This is a genomic window from Pseudohalioglobus lutimaris (assembly GCF_002866825.1).
In the GTDB taxonomy this organism is placed as follows: Bacteria; Pseudomonadota; Gammaproteobacteria; order Pseudomonadales; family Halieaceae; genus Halioglobus; species Halioglobus lutimaris.
Genome location: NZ_PKUS01000002.1, coordinates 41,628 through 67,276 on the forward strand (window position 1 = coordinate 41,628; position 25,649 = coordinate 67,276).

Annotated in this window: 18 protein-coding genes; 7 read left to right on the plus strand and 11 right to left on the minus strand. The window is 59.3% G+C overall.

Annotated elements, in window-relative coordinates:
* Positions 1-19 precede the first annotated feature (19 nt).
* The 4 genes from C0039_RS02565 to C0039_RS02580 form a co-directional block, all read right to left on the minus strand.
* On the minus strand, positions 20-439 hold the full coding sequence (locus tag C0039_RS02565; RefSeq protein ID WP_076000665.1) for a nuclear transport factor 2 family protein: 420 nt from the start codon (positions 437-439) through the stop codon (positions 20-22).
* 58 nt (positions 440-497) lie between these two features.
* Complete coding sequence (locus C0039_RS02570) at positions 498-1,616, minus strand: alkene reductase (protein WP_101517142.1); 1,119 nt, start codon at positions 1,614-1,616, stop codon at positions 498-500.
* Between the two features lie 143 nt (positions 1,617-1,759).
* Entirely contained in the window at positions 1,760-2,779 is a 1,020-nt protein-coding gene (locus C0039_RS02575; protein ID WP_084179689.1) for an MBL fold metallo-hydrolase, read from the minus strand.
* Between the two features lie 48 nt (positions 2,780-2,827).
* Positions 2,828-3,730 carry a LysR family transcriptional regulator gene (locus tag C0039_RS02580; RefSeq protein WP_076000664.1) on the minus strand — a complete coding sequence of 301 codons (903 nt, stop codon included), beginning with the start codon at positions 3,728-3,730 and terminating at the stop codon, positions 2,828-2,830.
* Between the two features lie 315 nt (positions 3,731-4,045).
* On the opposite strand from C0039_RS02580, the gene C0039_RS02585 reads away from it, so the two are divergent.
* The 4 genes from C0039_RS02585 to C0039_RS02600 all read left to right on the plus strand — a co-directional run bounded on the left by C0039_RS02585 (position 4,046) and on the right by C0039_RS02600 (position 10,799).
* On the plus strand, positions 4,046-4,399 hold the full coding sequence (locus C0039_RS02585; RefSeq protein WP_101517143.1) for a hypothetical protein: 354 nt from the start codon (positions 4,046-4,048) through the stop codon (positions 4,397-4,399).
* Positions 4,400-4,645: 246 nt separating this feature from the next.
* Entirely contained in the window at positions 4,646-6,346 is a 1,701-nt protein-coding gene (locus tag C0039_RS02590) for a class I adenylate-forming enzyme family protein (RefSeq protein ID WP_076000662.1), read from the plus strand.
* A 331-nt stretch (positions 6,347-6,677) separates the two neighbouring features.
* Positions 6,678-8,153, plus strand: coding sequence for a flavin-containing monooxygenase (locus tag C0039_RS02595; RefSeq protein WP_101517144.1), 1,476 nt, complete (start codon positions 6,678-6,680; stop codon positions 8,151-8,153).
* Positions 8,154-8,309: 156 nt separating this feature from the next.
* On the plus strand, positions 8,310-10,799 hold the full coding sequence (locus tag C0039_RS02600) for a penicillin acylase family protein (protein WP_101517145.1): 2,490 nt from the start codon (positions 8,310-8,312) through the stop codon (positions 10,797-10,799).
* A 130-nt stretch (positions 10,800-10,929) separates the two neighbouring features.
* On the opposite strand, the gene C0039_RS02605 is transcribed toward C0039_RS02600, so the two are convergent.
* Together C0039_RS02605 and C0039_RS02610 are read right to left on the minus strand one after the other, a co-directional pair.
* The gene (locus C0039_RS02605) at positions 10,930-11,814 is read right to left on the minus strand and encodes an HpcH/HpaI aldolase/citrate lyase family protein (RefSeq protein ID WP_243391536.1); all 885 of its coding nucleotides are present in this window, start codon (positions 11,812-11,814) and stop codon (positions 10,930-10,932) included.
* A gap of 68 nt (positions 11,815-11,882) precedes the next feature.
* Entirely contained in the window at positions 11,883-12,860 is a 978-nt protein-coding gene (locus C0039_RS02610) for an LLM class flavin-dependent oxidoreductase (RefSeq protein ID WP_101517147.1), read from the minus strand.
* A gap of 79 nt (positions 12,861-12,939) precedes the next feature.
* Here C0039_RS02610 and C0039_RS02615 point away from each other — a divergent pair, with 79 nt between their 5' ends.
* Positions 12,940-14,493: a long-chain-fatty-acid--CoA ligase gene (locus C0039_RS02615; RefSeq protein ID WP_101517148.1), complete on the plus strand. Its 1,554-nt coding sequence runs from the start codon at positions 12,940-12,942 to the stop codon at positions 14,491-14,493.
* 7 nt (positions 14,494-14,500) lie between these two features.
* Here C0039_RS02615 and C0039_RS02620 read toward each other — a convergent pair whose 3' ends face one another.
* Genes C0039_RS02620 through C0039_RS02635 form a run of 4 tightly spaced genes read right to left on the minus strand, consistent with a single transcriptional unit; the run spans position 14,501 to position 19,673 of the window.
* Positions 14,501-14,929 carry a CBS domain-containing protein gene (locus C0039_RS02620; protein WP_232334757.1) on the minus strand — a complete coding sequence of 143 codons (429 nt, stop codon included), beginning with the start codon at positions 14,927-14,929 and terminating at the stop codon, positions 14,501-14,503.
* A gap of 33 nt (positions 14,930-14,962) precedes the next feature.
* The gene (locus tag C0039_RS02625; RefSeq protein WP_101517149.1) at positions 14,963-17,161 is read right to left on the minus strand and encodes a sodium-translocating pyrophosphatase; all 2,199 of its coding nucleotides are present in this window, start codon (positions 17,159-17,161) and stop codon (positions 14,963-14,965) included.
* A gap of 4 nt (positions 17,162-17,165) precedes the next feature.
* Positions 17,166-17,948 (minus strand): hypothetical protein, encoded by a 783-nt coding sequence (locus C0039_RS02630; protein ID WP_101517150.1) that lies wholly within the window; start codon positions 17,946-17,948, stop codon positions 17,166-17,168.
* Positions 17,949-18,002: 54 nt separating this feature from the next.
* Positions 18,003-19,673 carry a DUF3336 domain-containing protein gene (locus tag C0039_RS02635; protein WP_243391537.1) on the minus strand — a complete coding sequence of 557 codons (1,671 nt, stop codon included), beginning with the start codon at positions 19,671-19,673 and terminating at the stop codon, positions 18,003-18,005.
* Between the two features lie 245 nt (positions 19,674-19,918).
* On the opposite strand from C0039_RS02635, the gene C0039_RS02640 reads away from it, so the two are divergent.
* Together C0039_RS02640 and C0039_RS02645 are read left to right on the plus strand one after the other, a co-directional pair.
* Entirely contained in the window at positions 19,919-20,992 is a 1,074-nt protein-coding gene (locus tag C0039_RS02640; RefSeq protein ID WP_101517152.1) for an efflux RND transporter periplasmic adaptor subunit, read from the plus strand.
* On the plus strand, positions 20,989-24,045 hold the full coding sequence (locus C0039_RS02645; protein ID WP_101517153.1) for an efflux RND transporter permease subunit: 3,057 nt from the start codon (positions 20,989-20,991) through the stop codon (positions 24,043-24,045). The genes C0039_RS02640 and C0039_RS02645 overlap by 4 nt, the downstream gene beginning before the upstream one ends.
* 33 nt (positions 24,046-24,078) lie before the next feature.
* On the opposite strand, the gene C0039_RS02650 is transcribed toward C0039_RS02645, so the two are convergent.
* Positions 24,079-25,635, minus strand: a complete 1,557-nt coding sequence (locus C0039_RS02650; RefSeq protein ID WP_101517154.1) for an acyl-CoA synthetase — start codon at positions 25,633-25,635, stop codon at positions 24,079-24,081.
* Between the last annotated feature and the right edge of the window lie 14 nt (positions 25,636-25,649).

A 25,649-nucleotide genomic window follows, 5' to 3' on the forward strand; every position in this document is an offset into this window, starting at 1 on the left:
ATACCTGAACGTACCAGCCCTAAGCCAGCTTGCTTAACTGCGCCATCACGTCGTCAAAGTCCCAGTGCGCGGACATAGCGGTGATCAAACCCTGTTCATCGACTGTATACACGGCCAGCATGTCGCACTCGGTGGACTTGCCGTCGCCAAGGTCGTTGCGGGCGACCTGGTGCACACAACAGGTATAGTCGCCGCTGGTCCAGCGTTGGTGTGGGGTGATCTCCAGTGTCGCCGGGCCGATCACTGTATCCCAGAAAGCCTCGATAGCCGCTTTGCCCTGATGCCCCTTGCCGCTGGGATCCATGGGTGACACGCCCACCGGATCACGGACCACTGCGTCTTCCGTGTAAAGCGCTAGCCACGCGGCCTTGTCGCCGGCCATGGCATAGTGAATTGACTTCTTGTTGGCTTCCACCGCCAGGTGCTCTTTCTCTTCCATCGCATATCTCCTTGTAGATTTCGGCAGAGGCCGGCCAGGGGAGAACTCGCCCCGCCGCCTAGTCTGTCAGCGCGGGAAAGTCGATATAGCCTTTGTCACCGCCATCACCATAATAGTCAATCGGGTCGGCGGGGGCATTCAGGTCGGCGCCGGCGCGCATACGCTGTGCCAGATCCGGGGTGGATATGTAGTCCCGGCCAAAACCGACTGCGCTGGCGTAGCCGTTCGCTATCGCGGCGTCGGCAGTGTCGCCACGATAGCAGCCGTTGGCGATATAGTTACCCTTGAACGCCTCTCGTATAAGGCGCACGCCGGCCTCGTTATCGACGGCATGGTCATCGCCACTCACCGCAATCGAAGCGTCGTTGCGCTCTATCATGTCCAGGAACGCGATAGGTCTTTTCCCCAGCTCTGCAGCCAGGTGTGTAAACAGAGCGACCGGGTCGCTGTCTCGGCAATCCCAGGTGACCAGCATGGGCGAAATGCGGATACCAGTGCGTCCGGAGCCGATCGCGGCAGATACCGCATCGACAATCTCCAACACCAGGCGACAGCGGTTGGCCAGTGAGCCACCGTAGTTGTCCGTGCGTTTGTTGGTGCCATCACGCATGAACTGATCCAGCAGATAGCCGCTACCCGCGTGAATTTCTACCGCGTCAAAACCTGCACTCATGGCGTTATGCGCCGCCTGTACAAACTGGTCTACGACGCCCGGTATCTCTTCAATATCCAGCGCCCTGGGCGGCGTCGTCGGCTCAAAACCATTTTCGGTAAAGGTCAGCACCTCCCCCGCCACCGCTGAGGCTGAAACCGGAACGGCATTGTCCTGCTGCAGGCTTGCATGTGAGACGCGCCCCGTATGCCACAGCTGCACGGCGATCCTGCCGCCAAGATCGTGCACCGCGTCGGTCACTTTCCGCCAGCCGGCGATCTGCTCCTGGCTGTAGATACCGGGCGTGGCAACAGAGCCATTGCCCTGGGCCGATACCGTGGTGGCTTCGGTCACTATCAGACCCGCCCCCGCGCGCTGGGCGTAGTAGGTCACAGTGGACGCATTGGGCGTTCGGTCTGGCACCCGGGCCCGGGTCATGGGCGCCATGATCACCCGGTTGGCAAGAGTGATATCGCCCAGTTTGAGAGGCGAAAAAAGATTGTCCAGGTCTGGCACATGGCTCATCGAGGGTCCCCATCAGTTTGATTCGGTCGTTATGTTGTTCTACCCCGGCATTGTTAAACGAATCCCGGGGGGGATGCCAGTCCCGCTCACTGGCGCGACAATAAGGTATACATAGCTTTACCAACCGCCAGCGCAAACCACACTCAGGGATAAAGGATGACTTCACGATACCGAGGCAATGTGCGTATACGCAGGGCGGGATCCTGCTCTAACTTGCTGCTGAGAAAGGGAAGCGTCAGGCCAGCATCCTTTGCCATGAAGGCCATCATTCTTGCTGGCCCCAGGAAAGGCCCCTCTATGGGACCGGTCAAACTATCCATATGTACAGGGATAATGCGCTGTGCACCGGTGGCTACCACCGTCTCCTGCCAGTAGTCATGGCGATACTGCCCGGTCTGCGACCCCAGTCCGCCCAGGCCAAGAAAGATCGTGTCCGCCGGGAAGCCCAGCAGTGCATCCTTTAGGAAGCCGGCGCTGCCGACGACCACAAAGTTGCCGGCAGGGTGGGCCACATGCAGCACATAGGCTTTACCGAGGCGGTAATCGAACGCCGCTACCGGCGGCACCAGCGGTTCACTGATCTCGGGTTCACCCAGGGCGCGCTCCCTGATTGCAGGGTCCGGAAACTGAAAATGCCGCGACTCGACAGGCGTAATGCGAAAGCTGCCAAGCTTAACCGGTTCCCTGTTCTGCAAAACCCGTATCTGATCTTCGGGTAAGCCCCAGCCTCGCCCGATATTGGCCGTAGCAGGCGAGCCCATCAGCACCGCACCGGTTCTGCGCGCGACCTCCGGTGCGTCCATGGCGTGATCAAAGTGTGAGTGCATGGGAATGACCGCGGCGAGCGCATCCACTTCGTTGGCCGCAAGACCAAAGGTGATTGCGTCCATGTCCGGGGCGATCTTGCCAAGCGCCAGCTGCAGTGGGCCCGGACGACTGAACCAGCCGTCAATCATCCACGCTGTCTCGCCGTCGCTAATCAGCAATGTGGTGGTGCCAGTGAAGCGCACAGTCACTTCCGCTTCGGCTGCACCCGTCGCGGGCAAGGGCCGCCATGCGGGATCTACAGGCAGCGGCGCATAGCTGTTAAGCGACCAGGCCAGCAGTAACAAAAAAGCGACCAGCACAGCGCAGAGCGCGCCTGCCATCCATTTAATCAGCATGGTGTCTCTCCATTATTTCGGGACAGGCTGCACGGTACGGCGCGGGCTTCACCGCGGCTCCCCGGACAGCGCGATGACTTTCTCACGCAACCAACGGTTCGCCTTGTCGCCATCCGCACTCTTGTGCCAAAGCAAATGCCATTCCAATTCCGGCACCGCGAACGGTAGTTCAAACACGCTCAGTCCCGGCTTATTCACCCAATGACTGGGGACGGTGAGCGCCAGGTCTGTGCAGCGTACAATTTCCAACACCGCGAGGTAGTGCTGCAGACGCACACGGATGTTGCGCTGCTGGCCCTGCTTGTTCAATTCCACGTCTACCAGCCCCAACCCCCTGCGTCGACTGGACACATGGATATGGCCCAGCTGCAGGTAATGTTCCAGGCTCAGTTTTTTGCGGCTATTTAACAGTGGGTGATCCTCGCGCACCACGCAAACATAACGCTCGTAAAACAAAGGCTGGTGGCAGATGTCTGCATTGGCGGCCTGGGGAATATCGATAGCGAACGCGAGCTGCCCAGAGGACAGCGCAGTGGAAAGATCACGACGGCGCGTGTAGTAACTTTCCAGGCGCATGCCCGGCGCCTCCTGACCAAGGGCATCCATCAACCTGGGCAACAGGGCCGATTCAGCCATGTCGTTCATACTCAATCGGAACACACGGTCGCTGGTTGCCGCATTGAACTGGTCGCCCTCCTGCACGGAGGCATCCAGCAGCTGCAGTGCATGTCGTACCTGGCCGACAATGTTGTTGGCCACAGGAGTGGGCGCCATGCCTTGCGGCGTGCGCACAAAAAGCTGGTCATTGAAGGTTTTGCGCAACCGCGACAGCGCATTGCTGACCGTGGGCTGAGTCAGGCACAGTACCTCTGCCGCCCGGGTCAGGTTGCGTTCGGTGTAGATCACATCGAACACAACAAAGAGATTCAGGTCCACTTTATTAAAGCGCATTGCAACCGCACTTATCATTGATCAGCTCAATACAATAGCACTATTCAGATAAATCTGAAGAATACTTATAAAGGCGCAACTGGCGCCGAAATCACCCTCCTGCAACTGAAAATACCGCTCGGAAGCGCCATATATCGCCGCACTTCTCGACGAACTGTGACCTGGTTCAAAGACCTGAAAATGCCTGTGTGACCTGGTTCATAGAGTTCATCACCGACCCTGTCAGCCACTGGTAACGCATGCAATTATTAACCTGAAGGCGCGGTGTTTAGCGCCCCGAAGTGTCAAAGGACGCAATTGTTGAGGTATGTCGTAATGAACGTGAAACCCGCACTGTCTTGGGCAATGCTGGCCCCGCCATTAACCCTGTGCAACGCATCCATGGCGTTTGCACAGAGCGCAGAAGGTGAAGCGAGCCTCTACTATGACCTGGTTTGGCTTGCCCTGGCCCTTGCTCTGGGCTTTGGTGTTATCTCCCGCCGGGGTTCGCACTCTGAATCGACGTCCGCAGGCACGTCGGAAGTGCCCACTGCCGCCGTCAAGACTGAGCCCAGGCCACCTATGCATAAACCGCTGCGGCTGATTGACCTGCCTCCCAAGGAGGTCTCGACAGATACCGTCGACAGCCCCACCTTCGTCATCATAGACAACCCAAAGAAAACCGCCTGAGAGCTGGCCGCTGCGGCGGCCAGCTCTGCCGCAGCCATTCTCCCACCGACAACTCCCTGCGCTGGCAGCCAGCGCGCCCACTCTGTTACCACGCTAAGGCCATTCACCTTCGCCCTTGAGGGGGCAGGCTCTCAAATTAAATAAACAGGTGCTTTTTCCAGCGAAAGCCGTAGAGTTCATCAGTGTTATCCCGTCACTCCCGCTCACCGCGGATGACGACTACGGCATAGAAAAGGAGAGCTCGACATGTTTGACCTGTTGAAAACAACGAGTGAACAACTCATGGCGAGCGGCCAGATGTTCGAGACAGCCGAGATCGAGTCGAACGGGCACCGGGTCAGAGCCTGGCTGCACGCCCCTGCCAATTTACGGCAGATGTGGGCCGGCACCGCCGGCCATGCCGACAAGGATTACCTGGTCTACCAGGACGAGCGTTGGACATATGCGCAGGCCCACGACGAGGTCAACCGCATCGCCAACTGGCTGCGTGAAAATGGGGTTGGGCAGCATGACCGGGTAGCGATCGCCATGCGCAACTACCCGGAGTGGATGCTGGCCTACTGGGCCATTACCTCCATGGGTGCAGTCGTGGTTGGCGTCAACGCCTGGTGGGTGTCCGCCGAGCTGGCTTATGCCCTGGAAGACTCCGCACCCAGGGCGATAATCTGCGATGAGGAGCGTTTGCAGCGACTTGGGGAAATACATGGCCAATTCCCGGACATTAAAGTCGCCGCCGTGCGCTGTGCACACGGCGTGCCGGAATGGGCCACGCCGTGGTCAGAGGTATTGGCAACCAAGCCACTCATGCCTGAGGTTGACATAGACCCGGATGACGACGCGTGTATTTTTTACACCTCCGGCACCACCGGACGCCCCAAGGGGGCACAGCTCACCCATCGAGGTTGCAGCAACAATGTGCTCAGCATGCTCTTCGTCAACGCTTCACAGGTCAGCCTGATAGCCAAACTGAACGACAACCCCGGCATGGACCCCGCCAGCGGCAACGCGCCACCACCCGCACAACTGATGGCCACGCCGCTATTTCACGTCACCGCCAACAACTGCGCAGCCCAGCCCGTTACGCTTGCGGGAGGCAAACTGGTATTCATGTACAAGTGGGATGCAGAGGAAGCCCTGCGCATCATTGAAGAAGAGAAGATCCGCGCCATCTCCAGTGTTCCCGCCATGGCCAGGGAGCTGGTTTTGCATCCCTCGTTCGCTGACTACGACACCTCCAGCGTACTCGGCTTTGGCGGCGGAGGCGCCGCCGTGCAGCCGGACCTGGTCGGCAAAATTAGCGCAATGGGCCGCGTGGCCAACCAGGGTTATGGCATGACTGAGGCCTCAGGCATTATTGCGGCCTCCATGGGCAACTTCCTGGTTGAAAGGCCTACCAGCTGTGGCCCTCCCCTCCCCGTCTTTGACACCCGGATCACTGATATCGATGGCAATGCCCTGCCGCCAGGGGAAATTGGCGAGGTCTGCATACGCGGCGTACAGTTGATCAAAGGCTACCTCAACCGCCCTGAGGCGACTGCCGAAACGATTGTCGATGGCTGGCTGCATACCGGGGATATCGGTTACCTCGATGAAGATAACTTTCTCTACCTGGTAGACCGGGCCAAGGATATGGTGCTACGCGGCGGTGAGAACATCTACTGTAGTGAGGTGGAGAACGTGATCTTTCGCCACCCGGCGGTACAGGAGGCCGCAGTATTCTCCGTAGAGGATGAACGCCTGGGCGAGGAAGTCGGGGCCGCCATTTATCCACAGAATGGCAAGACGCTGGACCCAGACGACATTCGGAAATTTGCCCGGGAGCACCTCGCGGGCTTCAAGATACCACGCTATATCTGGGTTCTGAGCGACCCGCTACCAAGGAATGCCAGCGGAAAATTTCTTAAAAAGGCGCTTCAAAGCGAGCTGGATATCGCTGACGCCTCTTGACCTGTCTTCGTGCTGCACTCGCAGCGCAGGCGATCGCCGCAGTCAGGGCTGCAGCATACGGCCGAACAGCGATTAACGGGCAGCGGTCCGCAGCATCAGTATTCTTAAGTAAACCGGCTGGCAGCACAGAGTGATTTACACTGTGTGCTGTAAATCCGTGGACGTCGGTAGTTGAAGAGGCCACCCTTGCGGCGCGGGCGTTGAAGGCCACAGAAGCGCAAGCGACAGCTTTGCCGGGCTTAACCGGTGCCGACCTGCACAGGCACGGCACAGTCCGCGTTACGGGGCACTCATTGACAGCGTGACCAATCGCACGAACAGGAACCATCGTATGGGCAATGACAATTTTCGCGTGGTGGTGATCGGCGCCGGTATGTCCGGCATCCTCGCGGGCATCAAGCTTCAGGAGGCCGGCTACGGCAACATCAGCATCTATGAAAAGGCAGTCCGTATAGGTGGTACCTGGCGGGAGAACACCTATCCCGGGCTCACCTGCGATGTCCCCTCCCACCACTACACTTACAGTTTCGAGCGCAATCCCGACTGGACACGCCACCTGCCGCCCGGCGGGGAAATACAGGCCTACTTTGAGGACGTGACCAGCAAATACAAGGTGGACCGGCTTATCCGCTTTAATTCCGAAATCGTGGAGGCTAGCTTCCGCGACGGCGCCTGGGATCTCGAACTCAGCGACGGCAGTACAGACCGCGCCAATGTCGTCATCGCCGCCACGGGCGTTCTGCATCATCCGGGTACTCCAGACATTTCCGGGATGGATTCCTTCGAAGGTGCGCTGTTCCACAGCGCGCGCTGGGATCACAGCGTCGCACTCGAGGGCAAGCGGGTTGGCGTCATTGGCATGGGCTCTACCGGGGTACAGATTATATCCGCGCTCAGTGAACGCGGCGTGGATGTCAGACACTTCGTGCGCAACCCGCAGTGGATCATGCCGGTGGAAAACGGTTACTTCACTGAAGAGGAACGCGCGGCATTCCGCGCCGACCCGCAAGCGCTTGACGACGCCATGGACTTCGCTGGTTATACCGAAGCTGTTGAGGCCTATACCCACGCACTCACCAACCCTGACTCTGAGATGGCGCTAACCATGAGCCAGGCCTGTCGCGACAACCTGGAGCAGAACGTGCACGACCCCGCCCTGCGGGAGCAGTTGCTTCCGGATCACCAGCCCTTCTGTAAACGACTGATCTTCTCACCCGACTACTACCAGGCAATACAGCGCGATAACGCGAGGCTGGTCCGCTCAGACATCGAGCGAATCGAAAACAACGGCATCCGCACCCGCGATGGCAAGCTTCATGAATTGGATGTGATTGTACTGGCAACCGGCTTCCGCGCGGACCAGTTCATGCGGCCCATGCGAATCCACGGGCGTGACGGCATGGACCTGGAAACACTCTGGGCCAGGCGCCCCACGGCCTACCTTGCAGTGACCATGCCCGGTTTCCCGAATTTCTTTATGCTCAACGGGCCCAACGGCCCCGTGGGTAACTTCTCTCTTATCGAAATTGCGGAACAACAATGGCGCTACATAGCGCAGTTGCTGGCGAAACTGCGAAGCGGTGAATGCAGTGAGGTCGAGCCGTCCAGAGAAGCGCTGGAAGAGTTTGATAGGGAGCGTATCGAGGCCGCGAAGAAAACCATCTGGTATACCGGCGGTTGCCAGAGCTGGTACCTGGATGCGGAAGGTATTCCTGCCAGCTGGCCCTGGTCCTTCTCGCGCTTTGTCGACGCCATGAGCGAACCTCACTGGGAGCACTTCCGGCTCAGAAAAGGTGAAAGCGGCTAACAGGCCAACGCAACCGGTCACAGTTTGCGCAGCCATACCGCGCACGGGGCGTCAGGCACCGGTGCTGGACAACCGGCACACCTGCAGTAGTGTTCACACTGAGCGCGGGCAGAACCCGCGCCCACCCACACTATCCAATAACAAGAGAACAAATCTATGCGGCTAACCTGCTTAATTCTTACCCTGGCCAGCACCGCTCTATTGTTGGGGTGCTCAAACTCACGGGACGGTGGCGCAAGTCTGGACGACGGCGTGGCCTATGCGGCCACCGTCCACCGCACCGAGGGAGGCTTTCCGCATATCGTTGCGCAGGATTTTGGCAGCCTTGGCTTCGGTACCGGTTATGCCGCGGCCCAGGATAATGTCTGCATTATGGCTAAGAACATACTGCGGCTGCGCGGCCAATTGTCGCAATACCTGGGACCCAACGATGGCAACCTGAACAGCGACCTGTTTCGCGCCTACATGGTGCAGACGGGAATGTACACAGCCCAGGTGTCCCCGGAGATGGAATTCCTCTACGCGGGCTTCGCCGCCGGATACAACCACTACCTGCGACAGACGACGGTAAGCAAATTGCCTGACCCGGCTTGCAGGGGTGCGAAATGGATCATGCCCATGCGTGCTGAGGACGTACGGCGCGCCGAACTCACGCCCGTATTCCTGCCCCACCTGGCAAACTTGTTCCTCGCCGCGACTCCGCCCATGTCACCTACTGGCAACAGTTCGACTGCGAACAAGGTCTTGAGCGATTCCGAAAAAGCCGGGCTGGCAGTTGCAATCGAGACGATGGCCACGGCGCACGACAAAGGCAGCAACGGCGTGGCCATCGGCAGCGAACATACGGCACACTCAGGCGGCTTGCTCTACACCAACCCACACCTGGACTGGGATGTCAGTTTTCAGTTTTTCCCACGGCACCAGATTATCCCCGGCGTCACCAATCTGCTTGGGGCCAATACTTATGAGCGGCCGCTGGTGGGCTTTGGCACCAACGGCGATGTCGCCTGGACCAACACCGTCACCGCTTCGCGCACCCAGGCCCTGTATCAGCTGGAGCTGACGCCCGGCAACCCCATGAGCTACCAGTACGATGGCAGGGAAGAGGCGATCAAAGCGATCCCCTTGTCCGTCGCTGTACTGCAGGCAGACGGCAGTGTGAAGCAGCAGAGTCATACGCTGTACGAATCCCGCCATGGCCTGCTGCTGGGGATGCTGTTCCCATGGGATGCAGAGAAGGCCTTCGCGCTGCGCGTCGCCGATGAAGGCAATCGCGGCCAGAACGGTCAATTCAAGGGGTTGGCGCGGGCCACCAACGTGCGCGAGATCAGGACCGTGCTCGGCCGCTACCAGGCCACCGCCAACACCAACACCATCGCTGCGGACAGCAATGGCGAGGCGTTCTACGGTGACCTTGGACCCGTGGCCAACCTGACCGATGCACAACTGCGGGACTGCGCGCTGCCAACACCCGTACCGGTCCCGCGCTTTGCGCCGGCATTCAGGGGCAATACCAGCGACTGCGCATGGCAGACTGACCCTGACTCTGCTGCACCAGGTCTGCTGGGCACAAGCAAGCAGGCAGCGCTGATTCGCCGTGACTATGTGACCAATTCCAACGACAGTTATTGGCTTGCCAACCCGCAAGCACCCATCGAAGGTATCCCCCAGGTACAGGGCAGCCGTGCCAGCGAACGGACGCTGCGAACCCGCAGCGGCCTGGCGACAATCGAGCAACGCATTGCGGGAACTGACGGGCTCCCCGGCAACACCTTTGACGTCGAATCCATCGTCGACCGGATGCTCAGCAACGAAAACCTCGCCGGGCGGCTATTGCGGGATGACCTGGTTGTGCTGTGTCGGGATAACCCCAACGTGGAAGTAGACGGTACAAGGGTGGATCTCGCTGAGGCGTGCGCAGCGCTGGCCGGTTGGGACCTGCACTCCAACCTGGACAGCAGAGGCGCACACCTTTTCCGCGAGTTTATTCGTGCGGCCTCCGGCGGAACCTTCAGCAGGCGTCTGCCGGCGGGCCTGAACTACAGCGTGCCCTTCGATATTGAAGACCCGGTCAATACACCCCGTGGGCTGGACACCGATGACAACCCCGCTGCGCTGGAGGCGCTGGCCAGGGCCGTAGTCCTGCTTGAGGAAGCGGGCATAGCGCTGGACGCAAGACTGGGCGACCTGCAGACTGTGCGCAAGAATGACCGGCTCATCCCGCTGCACGGCGGTGAAGAGGGCGAAGGTGTGTTCAATAAGATGGCCTTCAATTTCGCCGGCAGCGAGGGCTACCCCGCAGTCACCGGTTCCAGCGCAAGCTGGATCATGGCAGTGGAACTTACCGGGAATGAGGTGAAAGCCCGCGGCGTGCTGGCATACTCGCTGTCTACCAACACGGAGTCCCCTCACTATGCCGATATGACCGAGATGTTCTCGCGCAAGGAACTGCTGGACCTCCCCTACCGGTTGCGCGATGTGGAAAACGCGGCACTGAGCACGCTGGAACTGAGGGCCGGCGTGGACGACTGCGGTGCCCAGGGCTGGCGCGAGTTTGCCGAACCTGCCTTCGCCAGTGAAACTGATTGTCGCAGCGCCTTTAGAGCAATTGCGGACTCGCAGCTGCGCGACTGGGTTGACGAATAAGCCTTAACACGCCGCACGCGGTGGTGACCGCGAGGGCCCGATTAAGCATACGAGCACTGCTGCCGCCGGCTTGTTGGGTAACACTTACCCGCCTCAATCAGCTTGAGGCGCAAACATAGCGCTACTCTGCTCACGCGGCCCCGGAGATGGCCTCGCTGATCGCCACCAGGCGCCGCGCCTGTTGCAGGTGCAACAGCTCGGTCATTTTGCCAGCCACCTGTATCACGCCCTTTCCCTGGTTTTCGGGCAACGCGAAAGCATCGATAATTGCGCGGGCGTGAGCGACGTCGGCCGGGTCCGGAGCGAAGATCCGGTTAGCAGTCTCGATCTGCGCCGGGTGAATCAGTGACTTGCCGTCAAAGCCGAACACCCTGCCCTGCTCGCACTCCCTGGCCAGGCCCGGGTCATCCCTGAAATCGTTGTACACTCCGTCAATGACCAGCAACCCCCAGGCGCGAGCCGCCATCACCACCATCATCAGCGCTGCCTGAAACGCGGCTCGATCCGGTGTGGTCAATGCACCTGTCTCCAGAGCAAGATCATTCAGCCCCATCACCAGGCCGCGCAGGCGCGTGTCCTGCGCAGCAGCGGCAATCTCGCGAATATCAATCACTGCCCTGGGCATTTCTATCATCGCCCACAAACCCATCCCGGGGTCGGCGCCAGCCTTGTCCAGCAACGCGTCCACCTGGCGCAGCTGATCCCCACTGGTGATCTTGGGCAACAGCAGACCGTCCGGCTCTACTGCCACCGCCATAGCCAGGTCATGGTGCCCCCATGCCGAGTCCAGGCTATTAATACGAATCAACACCTCTCTGGACCCGTAGTTTTTCGCACTGACCGCTTCCTGCACCGCCTGGCGCGCGCCAGCTTTCGCCTCTGGCGCGACGGCGTCCTCCAGATCCAGAATGAGGGTGTCTGCGGGTAACGCCTGTGCCTTTTCCAGCGCTCGCGTATTGGCACCTGGCATATACAGGCAGGAACGCCGGGGACGAAAGTTCAATTCAGTAACCACTACAGGCTCCCATGTGATGCAGTATTGGGTGCGGTGCGCACCATCGCTGCTCGCCAGTCCGGAGAACGCTAGTCAAAGACTTCCCTGAGCAACTGGAAAGACCGCTTGCGGTCCTCAAAATAATACATATTGGTAACCGCCATCACCTCATCGGCATGGTGTTCGGCGGCAAGACGGCTCACCTGTTCGCGCACCTGCGCCGGCGTACCTACCGCTCTGCTATTTTCTCGGCCGGCGATAAACGCACGCTCCTGCGATCCCAGCGTATATGCCAGTGCCTCTCGCGGTGACAACGAACTTCCATCGGACTGACCGGTAAAAAAGCGATACAGGTTGATATCATAGGTTAATTGCAGAGCCCTCGCCTGCTCCTCGGAGTCGGCACAGAACACACTCATGGCCAGAATCGCATAGGGCTTGTCCTGCAACAGCCCGGGTTGAAAGCGCTGCTTGTAATGACCGATCAGGCGCGCATCCGCCTGGGGATTGATAAACAGACCGAGCACATAAGGTAGTCCGCGCTGCGCCGCCAGTACCGCACTGTCTGGACTGGAGCCGAGCATCCACAGGGGCAGGTCCGCCGGCGGGGGTGGACTCACCACCGGTGTAGCCGTCCGGTCCCAGAGATAGCGGGAAAGATCCTCTACCAGCTGAGGAAAGCGCTGGAACTTCGGTTTGCCGTCGGTTGCCAGCGCCACGGCCGTGGACATGTCCGCGCCGGGTGCCCGCCCTACTCCCAGATCGATACGCCCGGGGTATAAATTAGCCAGCAGGGAAAACACCTCAGCCACCTTGTAGGCACTGTAATGTGGCAACATCACGCCGCCGGAGCCCAGGCGAATATGTTCGGTAGCTGCCCCCAGGGCCGCTAGCAGCACTTCAGGCGCGCTGCCGGCCACCGACGGAAAGGCATGGTGCTCGGAAACCCAGAAACGTGTGTAGCCCAGACGCTCGCACCACTGCGCCATTTGCAGGGTTTCCTGCAATGCCGCGGGGACCTCCCCAGCAGAGCGGGCGAGGGACTGATCGAGAACAGAAAGCTTCACGTAAACCTTTCATTGACTGGAAAGACACTAGCGCCGAAGCTTAGCAGATATTCAAACGTCAAACGGACCCATAAAAACAATGCTGGTTTATAACTTTCTCGATTACTACGCGCGCAACACACCCGACCTGCCCTGCCTTACCCAGCATGGCGTAACCTACAGCTACCGCGATGTCGCGCTACGCAGCCTGCAACTGGCCAATGGATTGCTGCAGCTGGGGGTCTGCCATGGTCACCGGGTAGCCATTCTGGGCGAAAACAGCCTGGAGCACCTGCTTCTGGCAATGGCAGCCGGACGTATAGGGGCGGTAACTGTTTCACTGAATCACCGGCTGGCCCCGGCAGAACTGGCATTTATTATCAGCGATGCGGAAACGGGTGTATTACTCGCGCCGGAAATGAAACCCGATGCCGTACAGGAGTTGAAAAATCTCATTGCTGGTGAACTTGTAGTACTGGGCGAGCAGGGAGCGGACTGCATTGAATTCCATCCCTGGCTGGCGCAGCAATCGGCGCAGGTTCCAGATGTATCGGTGACACCCGGGGATGCATTGTTGCAGCTCTACACCAGCGGCACGACCGGCAATCCTAAAGGCGTGGTGATCAGCCACTTCAATGTGCTCTCCCTGTGCGCGATGAATGACACGGCTGCACCACGGCGGGCCAGCGCCGGTATGGCTGCGATCATCTGCGCACCACTTTTCCACATTGGTGGCATGGGCTCATTGCTATTCGGTATTTATAAGGGGCTGAATACACTGCTGCACCGCAGCTTCGATCCGCTGCAATTTGTCGACGATGTAGAGCAATACCCGGTGAGCAATGTCTTCATGGTACCTGCAATGATAATGGCGATACTGCAGATACCGGGTATTGAGCAACGCAACTTCAGCAACCTGACCCAGGTATTTTACGGCGCGTCCCCTATTTCAGAGAGCGTGTTGCGCAAGGCCATGGCAGTTTTCCAGTGCGACTTTGTCCAGATGTACGGTATGACTGAGACCACCGGAACGGTCGTCAACCTGTCGGCCGACGATCACCGCCGCGCGCTGGAGGGCAAGCCCGAGTTGCTGCGCTCATGTGGCCGCCCGTCGGTAGGTGCCGAGGTCAGGATAGTGGATTCCCATGGCAAGGATGTTGCCACGGGCGAGATCGGTGAAATCTGGCTGAAGTCGGATACCAACATGCAAAGCTACTACAACCTGCCCGAGGCCACCGCCGAAAGCCTCACCGACGGCTGGGTCCATACCGGTGATGCCGGTTACCAGGACGAGGACGGTTATCTCTATTTGAAGGACCGGATGAAGGACATGGTGGTCAGCGGCGGCGAAAACATCTACCCGGTGGAGGTTGAGAACGCTATCGCCCAGCACCCGGCGGTGGCCGATGTGGCGGTGATTGGTGTGCCGGACGACAAGTACGGCGAGTCCCTGCTCGCATTCATTGTGCTTAACGTTGACGCTGAGCTGGAAGTGGAGGAGCTCATCGACTTCTGCCGGGATAAAATCGCCGGTTACAAGATCCCCAGGCAAATGCGCACCCTGGAGGTAATGCCACGCAATGCCTCAGGAAAGATTCTCAAGAAAGTGCTGCGTGAGCCTTTCTGGCAAGGTACAGAACGCAATATCGGCTAAGCCGGTATCACTTTCGTGAACTCAGCGTTTTGCGACGCGAATGCTCCATGAGGGCCCAGAGCACATTACTGGAACTGACCTGCCCCACCAGCTTGCCATCTTCCAGCACAGGGCGACGACGCTGTCGGGTATCCAGCATGGACTGGGCTACCTCGACAATGCCATCACCCGGGGAACAGGTAGCCAGGTCAGTGCTCATCGCGCCCTTAACCAGGGTGTACTCGGGGTCACCATCGTTGTAGAGCGCTGTGAGCACGGCCTTGATGCAATCCAACTCCGAGAGAATCCCCACGGCTTTGCCATTGTCATCTGTTACCGTCAGTCCGGTGAGCTTGTACTCGACTATCATCTCGATCGCCTGGACGAGGTTGGCATCGTGGTGAATGGTGAGCGGATTGCGCCGCATGCAATCGCGTATGGTACTGGGGGCTGGCATTGGCTGATTCCTTATTGTGGCACTACCGTATTACTATAGCAGGCTGAATCCTACCGTCACCCCTGTCATGACTATCGCCACGATACTCATCAGTTTGACCAGGATATTCAGACTGGGGCCGGCGGTGTCCTTGAACGGGTCTCCCACGGTATCGCCAATCACCGCTGCGTGATGCGCCCGCGAATTCTTACCGCCGTGGTGCCCTTCCTCAACATACTTTTTTGCATTGTCCCAGGCGCCACCTGCATTGGACAAGAATACAGCCAGGACAAAACCCGTCGCCAGACCGCCCGACAACAGTCCGATCACGCCCGCTACGCCCAGTATGAGGCCGGTGGCGACTGGCACCAGCACCGCGAGCAGGGCGGGCGCGATCATTTCGCGCTGCGCACCGAGTGTGGATATCTCCACACAGCTGGCGTAGTCAGGCTCACAGTCGCCGCGCAAGATTCCCGGGTTTTCACGAAACTGTCGCCGCACCTCATCGACCATGGCTGAGGCAGCGCGGCCCACCGCCTGCATGGTCATGCCGCTAAAAACAAACGCGGTCATCGAACCGATGAACATGGCGGCCAGTACCACGGGGTTGAGCAGGGTTACATTGAAGTAAGCCATGAAGTCCTGCAGGCTCGCAACGCTGAGCTCTATGGAGACACCCGACTCCATAAGCAGCACGGTCTCGCCACGGCGCAGCATCTCAAGGCGCACCACTTCGATATAGGACGCAATCAATGCCAGCGCAGTGAGGGCGGCAGAGCCAATTGCAAAGCCCTTGCCGGTGGCAGCGGTGGTATTGCCCAGTGAGTCCAGGGCATCGGTACGCGCACGCACCTCAGGCCCCAGTTCACACATTTCCACGTTACCGCCGGCGTTGTCGGCAATGGGGCCATAGGCATCGCTGGCCAGGGTAATACCCAGGGTGGAAAGCATGCCCACAGCAGCTATCGCCACGCCATACAGGCCAACGTTGAGTTGCTCGATGTCAAAACCGCTGGCACAGAGAAACGCCATCAAGGTACCAACTGCCACCGCCAGCACTGGAATAGCCGTGGATTGCATGCCCGCGCCCAGCCCGGCAATCAGCGTGGTGGCTGCGCCTCCTTCGGCCTGCGCAGCCACCCTGCGGGTAGGGGAGTAGCCCGGGGAAGTAGCGTACTCGGTAGCCCTGCCAACGACGATACCGGTGACCAGGCCGGACACGACCGCACCCCAGAGTCCCCAGGGATTGGTAATACCCAGGCCATGCAGCACCGCGGCGCTGGCCAGCAGGATAAGTACGGCGCTCACATTGATACCGCGGGAAAGCGATGCCAGCAGTTGCTTCTGACTCGCACCCTCCCTGGTGGTAACGATGAACACACCGACCACAGAGAGCAGAATACCCAGGCCGGCGACGGCTAACGGGGCAACCACCGCCTTCAGTTGCATGACCGGATCCTGCGACCATGCTGCCGCACCCAGCGCGGTGGCGGCCAGCAGCGAACCGCAATAGGACTCGAACAGGTCCGCGCCCATACCGGCAACGTCGCCGACGTTATCGCCGACATTGTCGGCTATCACTGCAGGGTTACGCGGGTCGTCTTCCGGTATCCCCTTTTCCACCTTGCCCACCAGGTCGGCGCCAACATCCGCGGCTTTGGTGTAGATTCCACCGCCCACACGGGCGAACAGTGCCTGCAGGGAAGCCCCCATGCCGAAAGAAAGTCCCGTGGTGGTGATCAATACCAGTCCACCGCCCTGCTCCGCCGTGGCCGGCATAAAGGCGGTTGCGAAAAGCAACCAGGCGAGCACATTGCCAAGGCCCAGTGCGACCACGACCAAACCCATCACCGCGCCGCTGCGAAAAGCCACCCTCAGAGCACCACCCAGCGAATGACGTGCCGCGGCGGCTGTGCGCACAGAGGCACGAGTGGCCGTTTGCATGCCCACGTAGCCGGCCAATGCGGAAAACGCGCCACCGGCAAGAAAAAGTGCCGGCAGATAGCGACTCTGCACGCCGAAGCCAAAGGATAGTAGAGTGAACAGCAAACCCAGGCCAAGGAACACCCACAACATAATCCTGTATTGCTGGGCAACATAGGCCATAGCCCCGCGCTGCACATGTCCGCCAATACGCTGCATATGCTCACTGCCTGCGTCCTGACGCAGCATATCGCGGTAAAAGAGTGCGGCGAACAGCAACCCGACGATCACACCAGCAGGTGCCAACCAGAAAACCAGCTCGGAAGTCACCCTGCTAGATCCATGGACGACTCGCGATCTGCGCCGAGCGCCACCAGCTGCGACAGCGGGTTTCCAACTCGTCTATTGACGGATAGGGGTAGTAGGCGAATTCCGCGTGATCGCCCACATAGAATCCGCCCTTGACCATGCGGTACAGCACGCCTTCGGTGGCCTGCTTGGCTACCAGTTTGGTTTCCTTGTGGCTGCTGTCTATCTGTGACAGGCAGTCTCTCAGGTGCTGCAGGTTATGGTACGGCAGGTCATGTGCGTCGCCGCGCTTCGGGTCGCTGGAGAGGCCGTTCAGGCGCAACTCGGAAAAGACAATTCGCGGCACATGTATCGGCTGTGACTGATCGGTAATGAAATCGCAGAACTGACGCGGATTGAGCCGGCTGGCCACCATCGGTGTGATCGGACAGAATTCCTGGTAGAGATGGAGCTCCTTCTCCTCGGATTCGGTGTACTGCATTTTGTTCAGCTCAAGAACAACCCCGTCAGGTGTGACCAGGTAAAGACTCCCCAGTGCGCTGACCGGCACCCGCGACAGCACGCGATAAATACCCATGTATACTGACTCTTTGGGCTGACCGTCGGGGCCGGGGACACATTTTTCTACGCTGATATCAAAAGGAAAATCGTCGGAGCGCCAATCCGGGTCGACCTCAAAAAAAATAGCCTCGCCGTGCGTGTGAGCCTGCTTGCCTGTCGCATAGTAGAGTCCGAAATCGTCCGGACTTAACATGGATGCCACTAACGCCTGTGGAATCAGGCTAAGGTAAAAGCGGACCTCGCTCATTTCGCCTCCAGCAGTGTCACATCGAACGCTTCCCCGGGGGAAAAGCGGGTGCCGTCAGGCCGCTTGCCTGCCGACCGTATCGCCCTCCTTGGCAGCGGCCTTCTTCACCGCCGTCTTGCGAGCCGGCTTCTTCTTGCGCGCTGGCGCCTTTTTCTTTTTAACCGGCGCGGCCGTGCCGACATCCTCACCGGCACGGGGCTCACGTTTGGCAGCGCGATCAGTGCGGATCGGTGGTGGGCGGCGCCGCGAGGAACGCGGACGATTGACTTCCAGCGTCTGCTCCCGCAGGTCGCCGGTTTCGAACCGGTTGAGGATCTCCTCCATGGTGCGGCTGATACGCGTGCACAACCTGATCTGCTCCAGCTGCGGATACGTGGAATGTTCGCCGCCTTTCATCAGGCCGATCAGGTCTTTTTCCGACAGGTGCGAAAGTAACTTGGTCGGGTTGTACCAACGGAAGCTGGGCACAATATTGATATCACCGCTATAGTCCTGGTCCATCAGTGCGTGCACCGTATTCATCAGCATGTTGAATCGGGGCCAGTTATCGCCGTCTTTTTGCACCATCCCGCGGTAGAAATTCAACACTTCGCGACCCACGCCGATGCCCAGGCCACCCAACGCACGCGACAGTGCGCTGCGGTCGTGATCAGAATCGAGGAACGGGGTGACAATAGGATTCACCATACTGACGATATAGTGATTGGTGCTGTACAGGCGGGACAGGCGCTTCGCCGGCAGGTCGTCGGCGATAGACCCGTCCACCCATTTGCGCGTGGGCAGGTACTGCTGGGCCTCTCCGTGCATGTTCCTGGCCATCAGGGTGACCGGTGGGAACACGCCGGGCACGGCGGCGGAAGCCATCACAGCGGAGCGAATCAGGACGTTGGGTGAGGTAATCGCGTTAAGCAGACGAGAGCGCTGGTGCGTTTCCGCCGGTGCGACCGTAATGCTGACCTGGCGACCGGTTTTTTCATAGGCCTCCTGAAAGGTCATATCAGGCACCATCCGGTCGATGAGCAACTCAAGATCGCCCACATCGATCTGCGGGTTGGTGCCGAAAAACATCTTGGAAAACAAGCTGGCTTCCCGCTCCGCCTCAAAATGCACATTGGCGGGTTCGTAAAAATGCATCATTTCCTTGTCAGTGTGGGTGCCGAGAACAGCCGCCATAATGGCGCCCGCGCTGGAACCGGAAACCACCCTGGGCAACAGGCCTTGCTCCAACAGCACTTTGACCACGCCCAGATGATAAAAGCCCAGGGCGCCACCACCTGACAGCATCAGTGCCGAGCGACCAAAACAGATATTGGCCCGATAAAAAAAGTCGAGCTTCTCCTGAGGGTCTACTATGTCAGACGGCAGTTCAGCGAGGTAGCGCAGGGCGTCATCGATTTCGTCTATGTATTGCTCAATCAGCACCTTGGTACCGAAGTTGGCACGCCGATACAGGCTGTCCCGGCCCATACCACCCATGTTGCCGTGAATACCTTCATTGAGTGTGTAGAGCAGACCGTGGTGGTCCTGACGAGCGCGCAAACTGCGCAGCCGGTCCAGGCGCATACGAATCTGGCCGTAGTCATATTGATTGGTATGGTCGACTTCCCGCCAGCGCCGGGCGCCGGAGATTTCGTCATGTTCGACAGCGGCCTCTACCCAGTCTGTGTAACTGTCAGCGGTATACATCCGTTTTTGAAGCTTTTTCAGTTTGCGGGATTTACGCACTTGATACCTCTCTTGCCTGGGGCCAACCCACAGGGGTTGCGACAGCATAAAACAATTGCCTAATGATACCCAGAGCATAGTGAACAGTGATCACATTGGGCCTTGATCTCCATCAAGCGCGGCGCAATCACAAAAATTACACAAATCGGGAGCCGCCCGCAAAAACGCCAACCCAGGAGTGCAGGCTTCCCAAAAAACACATAGAATACAGCCGGTTACACTTACACCTGAATCTGGGGATATCCGTGCGCGCCTACTTTTACGTTGCTCTGCTTCTGCTTCTGCTTTTCGGAGGCATTTCCGGGTACCTGTACAACACGTTTTCCACACTCGCGTCCATGGACTTCACTCCGCCGCCGGTCCGCGTTGCCGTTGCTACCGCCCGCGAGGAAACCTGGCCTTCGACACTGGCTGCCGTTGGCAGTATCCGCGCCACCCGCGGCGTCAACCTGGCGGCTGAAACCAGTGGTGAAATTATCAACATCAGCGTTAACTCCGGCGAGCAGGTCGTTGCCGGGCAGCTATTGCTGACCCTCAATGACAGCGTGGAGCAGGCCAGCCTCAGGCGAGCCAGGGCCAACCTGGTGCTGGCGCGCCAGTTGTTCGAGCGTGACGCCAGCCTGATCAGGCAGCAATCCATTCCCCAGAGTCAATTGGACCGCTCCCGGGCGGACCTGGATGTGGCGATAGCAAGCCTGGCCGAGATCGAGGCACAGCTGGACAACAAGCGCATCGTTGCCCCCTTCGCCGGCAGTGTGGGCATTATCGACGTCAAGCGCGGTGACTACATAGAAAATGGCACGGCCATTACCACCCTGCAGGACCTCAGGGAACTGGAGATCGACTTCTCTGTTCCAGCCCGCCATTTTCCCAGTCTGCGCAAGGGCCTGCCGATAACAGTGCGCACAGCCTCCAGCGATCGCAGCTATGCAGCCATACTGGAGGCTGTAGATGTGGCGGTAGACCCCGGCACACGCAACCTGGCACTGCGTGCGGCACTGCAAGAGAGCGATGGCTTGTTGCCGGGAATGTTTGCCGAACTGCGTATCGACCTGCAGCAACCCCGCCAGGTGATCACCCTGCCGGAGACCGCAGTGAGCTACTCGCTGCAGGGAGACACGGTATTTGCGGTAGAAGAGGATGCCGATGGTCTGCTGGTCAACCCGCGGGTGGTAAAGACCGGCGTGGTGCGCGATGGCCGCATTGCTATCAGCAGCGGAGTAATGGTCGGTGACAGAATAGCCAGTGTGGGACAGAACAAGCTCTACCGGGGCGCCCGCATCGTCGCCGAGGACAACCCGCCGGCCTTCACCCAATGAAATTTACCGATCGCTTTATTCAACGTCCGGTACTGGCGATTGTCGTCAGCAGCCTGCTGCTGCTGTTAGGCACCGCGTCCGCCTTTCGTGTCGGCATACGCGAGTTCCCGGAACTCGAGCGCAGCGTTATCTACGTGGAGACCATTTACCCCGGCGCCAGTGCCCGCACGGTGCAGGGTTTTGTGACCAACCCCCTGCAGGTCCGTATTGCCGGTGCCCGCGGTATCGAATATATGGTTTCGGAGAGCAATCCCGGCCAATCCAGCATCACCGTACATATGCGACTGGGCGAAAACAGCACCGACGTACTCAACGAAGTGATTGCCAAGGTCAATGAAGCCCGCGGCGATCTGCCGCGCGATATAGAGGACCCGATCATCAGTTCAGCGTCCGGTACCGATGCCATGATGTACCTGGGCTTTTACAGTAAACAAATGAGTGCCTACCAGGTCACGGACTTCCTGCTACGCAGTGTGCAGCCCGAGTTGGCGACGCTACCCGGCGTCGGCAAGGCGAACGTGTTTGCCCGCAAACTGGCAATGCGAATATGGCTGGACCCGGTAAGGATGGCGGCCCTGGGGGTTACCGCCAGTGACGTCAACGCGGCGATTAACCGCGACAACTTCATCTCGGCGGCCGGTGCCACCGACGGCAATATGGTGCGCGTTACCGTGGACGCCAGCACCGACATGCAGACGCCAGAGGAGTTCAGCAACCTGGTCCTGCGCCAGGCGGGGGATGAGCGTGTGCGCCTGGGCGATGTCGCCGACGTGGAACTCGCTGCGGAAACCACCCAGATAAAGACCCTGTCAAGCGGACGCGATACCGTATTCATGTCGATCACGCCTGCGCCCGACGCCAATCCGCTGGACGTTTCGCGAGCCGTGCATGAAGCCCTTCCGAAAATAGAAGCCATGCTTCCGGCTGATATGGAAATGCTGCTGGACTGGGACGGCAGCGTGGTTATTGACGAAGCACTGGGCGAGGTGATCACCACGCTGATAGAAGCAGCACTGATCGTGATCCTGGTGATCTACCTGTTCCTGGGCTCATTGCGCGTGGTGCTCATACCGCTGGTGGCCATACCATTGTCGCTGATCGGCGTGATATTCCTGATTTACTCACTGGGTTTCACCCTCAATCTACTCACCCTGTTGGCCATGGTGATCGCTATCGGCCTAGTGGTGGATGACGCTATTGTCGTGGTGGAGAATGTGCACCGGCACATCGAACTCGGCCTGAGCCCCATGCAGGCCGCAATCACCGGTGCGCGCGAGGTCGCCATGCCCGTGGTCGCCATGACCCTGACCCTGGCCGCGGTCTATGCTCCCATCAGCTTTATAGGCGGTCTCACCGGGGCCCTGTTCAGCGAGTTCGCCCTGACCCTGGCCGGTGCGGTGGTCATATCCGGTGTGGTGGCACTGACCCTCAGCCCGATGATGGCGTCCCGGGTACTGAAGGATGCTGCGCACCAGGGGCGCTTTGCCAACTGGCTGGACCGGCGCTTCGAGGTACTGATAGAGAAGTATCAGGGTCTGCTCGGCGCCTGCCTGAACAACCGCGGCGCAGTGTTGCTGTTGGCAGCGTGCCTGCTGGCCAGTCTGCCCGTGCTCTTTACCATCGCCCAGGAAGAACTGGCGCCAGAAGAAGATACCGGTGGTGTCTATGTGGTCGGCATTGCACCGCGCCACGCTAACCTGAACTACTCTGATCATTACCTTGCCGAGGTCGTGGACATCTGGAAAGACATCCCCGAATTCAGCCACTCCTGGCAGGTCATCCAACCCGACAGCAATTTTGGCGGCATTACCCTGTTCCCGTGGAGCGAGCGCGAGCGAACAATGGCCGAGGCGCAGGCGGAATTGCAGGCGAAACTGGGCCAGGTAGCCGGTATGGAGCTGTTTACTTTCGCCTCGCCGTCGCTGCCCGGCGCCGACGCCGGGCTACCCGTGAGTTTCGTTGCCGCATCCACCGCCGACTATCGTGAAGTCAAGCGGGTAGGCGATGAACTGCTGCAGGCCGCGCGTGAATCGGGCCTGTTCGCTTTTGTCACCCAGACCCTGCAGTTCAACCGGCCGGAAATCATGGTGCATATCGACCGCGAACGCGCCTCAAGACTGGGCATTTCCATGCAGGATATCGGCGAGACCCTGGCACTGATGCTCGGCGAAGCCGAGGTTAACCGCTTTACCCTGGACGGACGCAGCTACAAGGTCATTCCGCAAGCGGGCCGGGATTTCCGCCTTACCCGGGAAGAAATGGAGAAATACTACCTGCGCACCACTGCAGGTGAACTGGTGCCCATGTCCGCTGTGGTAACGCTGGACACGCGCGTGGAACCCAACACCCTCACCCAGTACCAGCAGCTGAACAGCACGACGCTGCAGGGCATCATGATGCCGCCCAACAGCCTGGGAGCCGGGCTGGCGTTTCTGGAACAAACGCTGCAGGAAATCGCGCCCCCCGGGTTCCGCACCGGATATACCGATGCCTCCCGTCGCTTCGTACAGGAAACCGGGGCCTTTCCCATACTCTTTGCCCTGTCGTTGATGCTGATCTTCCTGGTACTGGCAGCGCAGTTCAACAGCTTCCGCGACCCCCTGGTGGTACTGGTTACCGTGCCACTGTCGATCTTCGGTGCAATCGTACCCATCGCCCTGGGCTTCGCCACGCTGAACATCTACACCCAGGTCGGATTGCTGACGCTGATCGGCCTGATCAGCAAGCACGGCATCCTGATCGTGGAGTTCGCCAACAAGTTGGCGGAGACCGGACTGGACCGCAGAGAAGCGGTATTGCAGGCCGCTTCGCAGCGCCTGCGGCCTATTCTCATGACAACCTTTGCGACGGTACTGGGCGTGTGGCCACTGCTGATTGCCAGCGGCGCGGGTGCCAACAGCCGCTTCAGTATCGGCCTGGTGATTACCGCAGGTATGCTGGTGGGCACCCTGTTCACCCTGTTCGTGGTGCCGGCTTTTTACCTGCCGTTCAGTCAGCGCTACAAGCGCAAACAGCAAGAGGCCGCGCAGGCCGCAGTGCAAGCGCGGTTATAGGCAAAACCGTGCGCCGCAGCGCGCCACCGCACACTACTCCTCGGGCTTGTCGTCGGCGCGTGCGCCGCCCTTGTACTCTTCCATCAGGTGGCGCTTGTAGAGTTTGCCGTTATCCAGTCGCGGCAGCTTGGGAGAAAAGTCCAGGGCTTTGGGCAGCTTGATATGTGAAATCCGTTCGCGCAGCCATTCCAGGATTTCGATCGCGGTCTCATCGGTGGCATCTGCCCAGTTCATTGGCTCTACCACCGCCTGCACTTTTTCGCCGAATTCATCACAGGGCACGCCAAAGACCGCAACATCGGCTACCTTGTCGTGACCCACGAGCATGTTTTCAATCTCCTGCGGGTAGATATTCACCCCGCCAGAGATGATCATGTAATGCTTACGGTCCGTGAGGAAGAGATATCCGTCCTCGTCGAGATAACCCACATCACCGGTGGTCGCCCAGCCTGCTTCATTAAAGGCACCAGCCGTTTTCTCCGCTTCGCCATGGTATTCGAAATTTGCCTGCTCACCGCTGAAGTAGATGGTGCCCACTTCTCCCGGGGGCAGCTCATTACCATCGTCGTCGAGAATATGCAGCACTCCGGAAAGCGCCCTACCGACAGAGCCCTTGTGCTCCAGCCAGTCGGCTGAGTCAATAATGGTGGCTCCGATTCCCTCGCTGGCAGCGTAGTACTCGACGATAACCGGGCCCCACCAGTCGATCATCTTTTCTTTGACTTCGATGGGACAGGGGGCCGCTGCGTGAATAGCAAACTGCATGGAGCTCACGTCATAGCGCTCTCGCACCTCCTGCGGCAGCTTGAGCATACGAATAAACATGATGGGTACCCACTGGCTGTGGGTGGCGCGATGTTCCTCGATCAGCGCCAGGGCCCGCTCCGGCTCAAAGCGTTCCATAATGACCGACGTTCCGCCCTGATAGAGGTTCATCATGTTGTAGTGCAGCGGCGCAGCGTGATAGAGCGGTGCGGGAGAGAGATAAACTGTCTCCTCGCTAAAGCCGAAGGCAATGCCCAGGCTCTGGGCCATGGGGTGAGGCGCATCCACATCGTCACTGGGAGGCGGTACCAGAATCCCCTTGGGCTGACCGGTAGTACCCGAGGAATACAGCATTGGCACACCGTTCTTCTCGTCGCTGATGGGCTCCTCCGGTTGCGCAAACATGGCCTCTTCCCAGGAGTCGTAACCGTCGATCACGCCCCCAACCATCAGGAAGTGCGCGACACTGCCGGCCGAATTGAGCAACTTTTCAGCCAGGTCTTTCAACTCGTGCGAGCAAATAAACAGCCTGGCACCGCAGTTTTCCAGTATGTATGCCGCCTCACCGTGCTTCAGATGATTGGAGATGGGAGTATAAATAATACCCGCGCGCTGGGCTGCCCAGCAGATCTCCAGGAACCGGGCATTGTTTTCCATCATCAGGCCGATGTGGTCACCGGCTTGCAGCCCCAGCGATCGAAACAGCTGCGCCCCCTGGTTGGAACGCTCATCCAGTTGGCCGTAGGTGACCATTTCCCCGGAGTCACCCATGATGATGGCGGGCTTGTGGGGGTACGTTTTAGCGGTGTGTCGGGGATGCGGCATGATGCGTTCCTGCA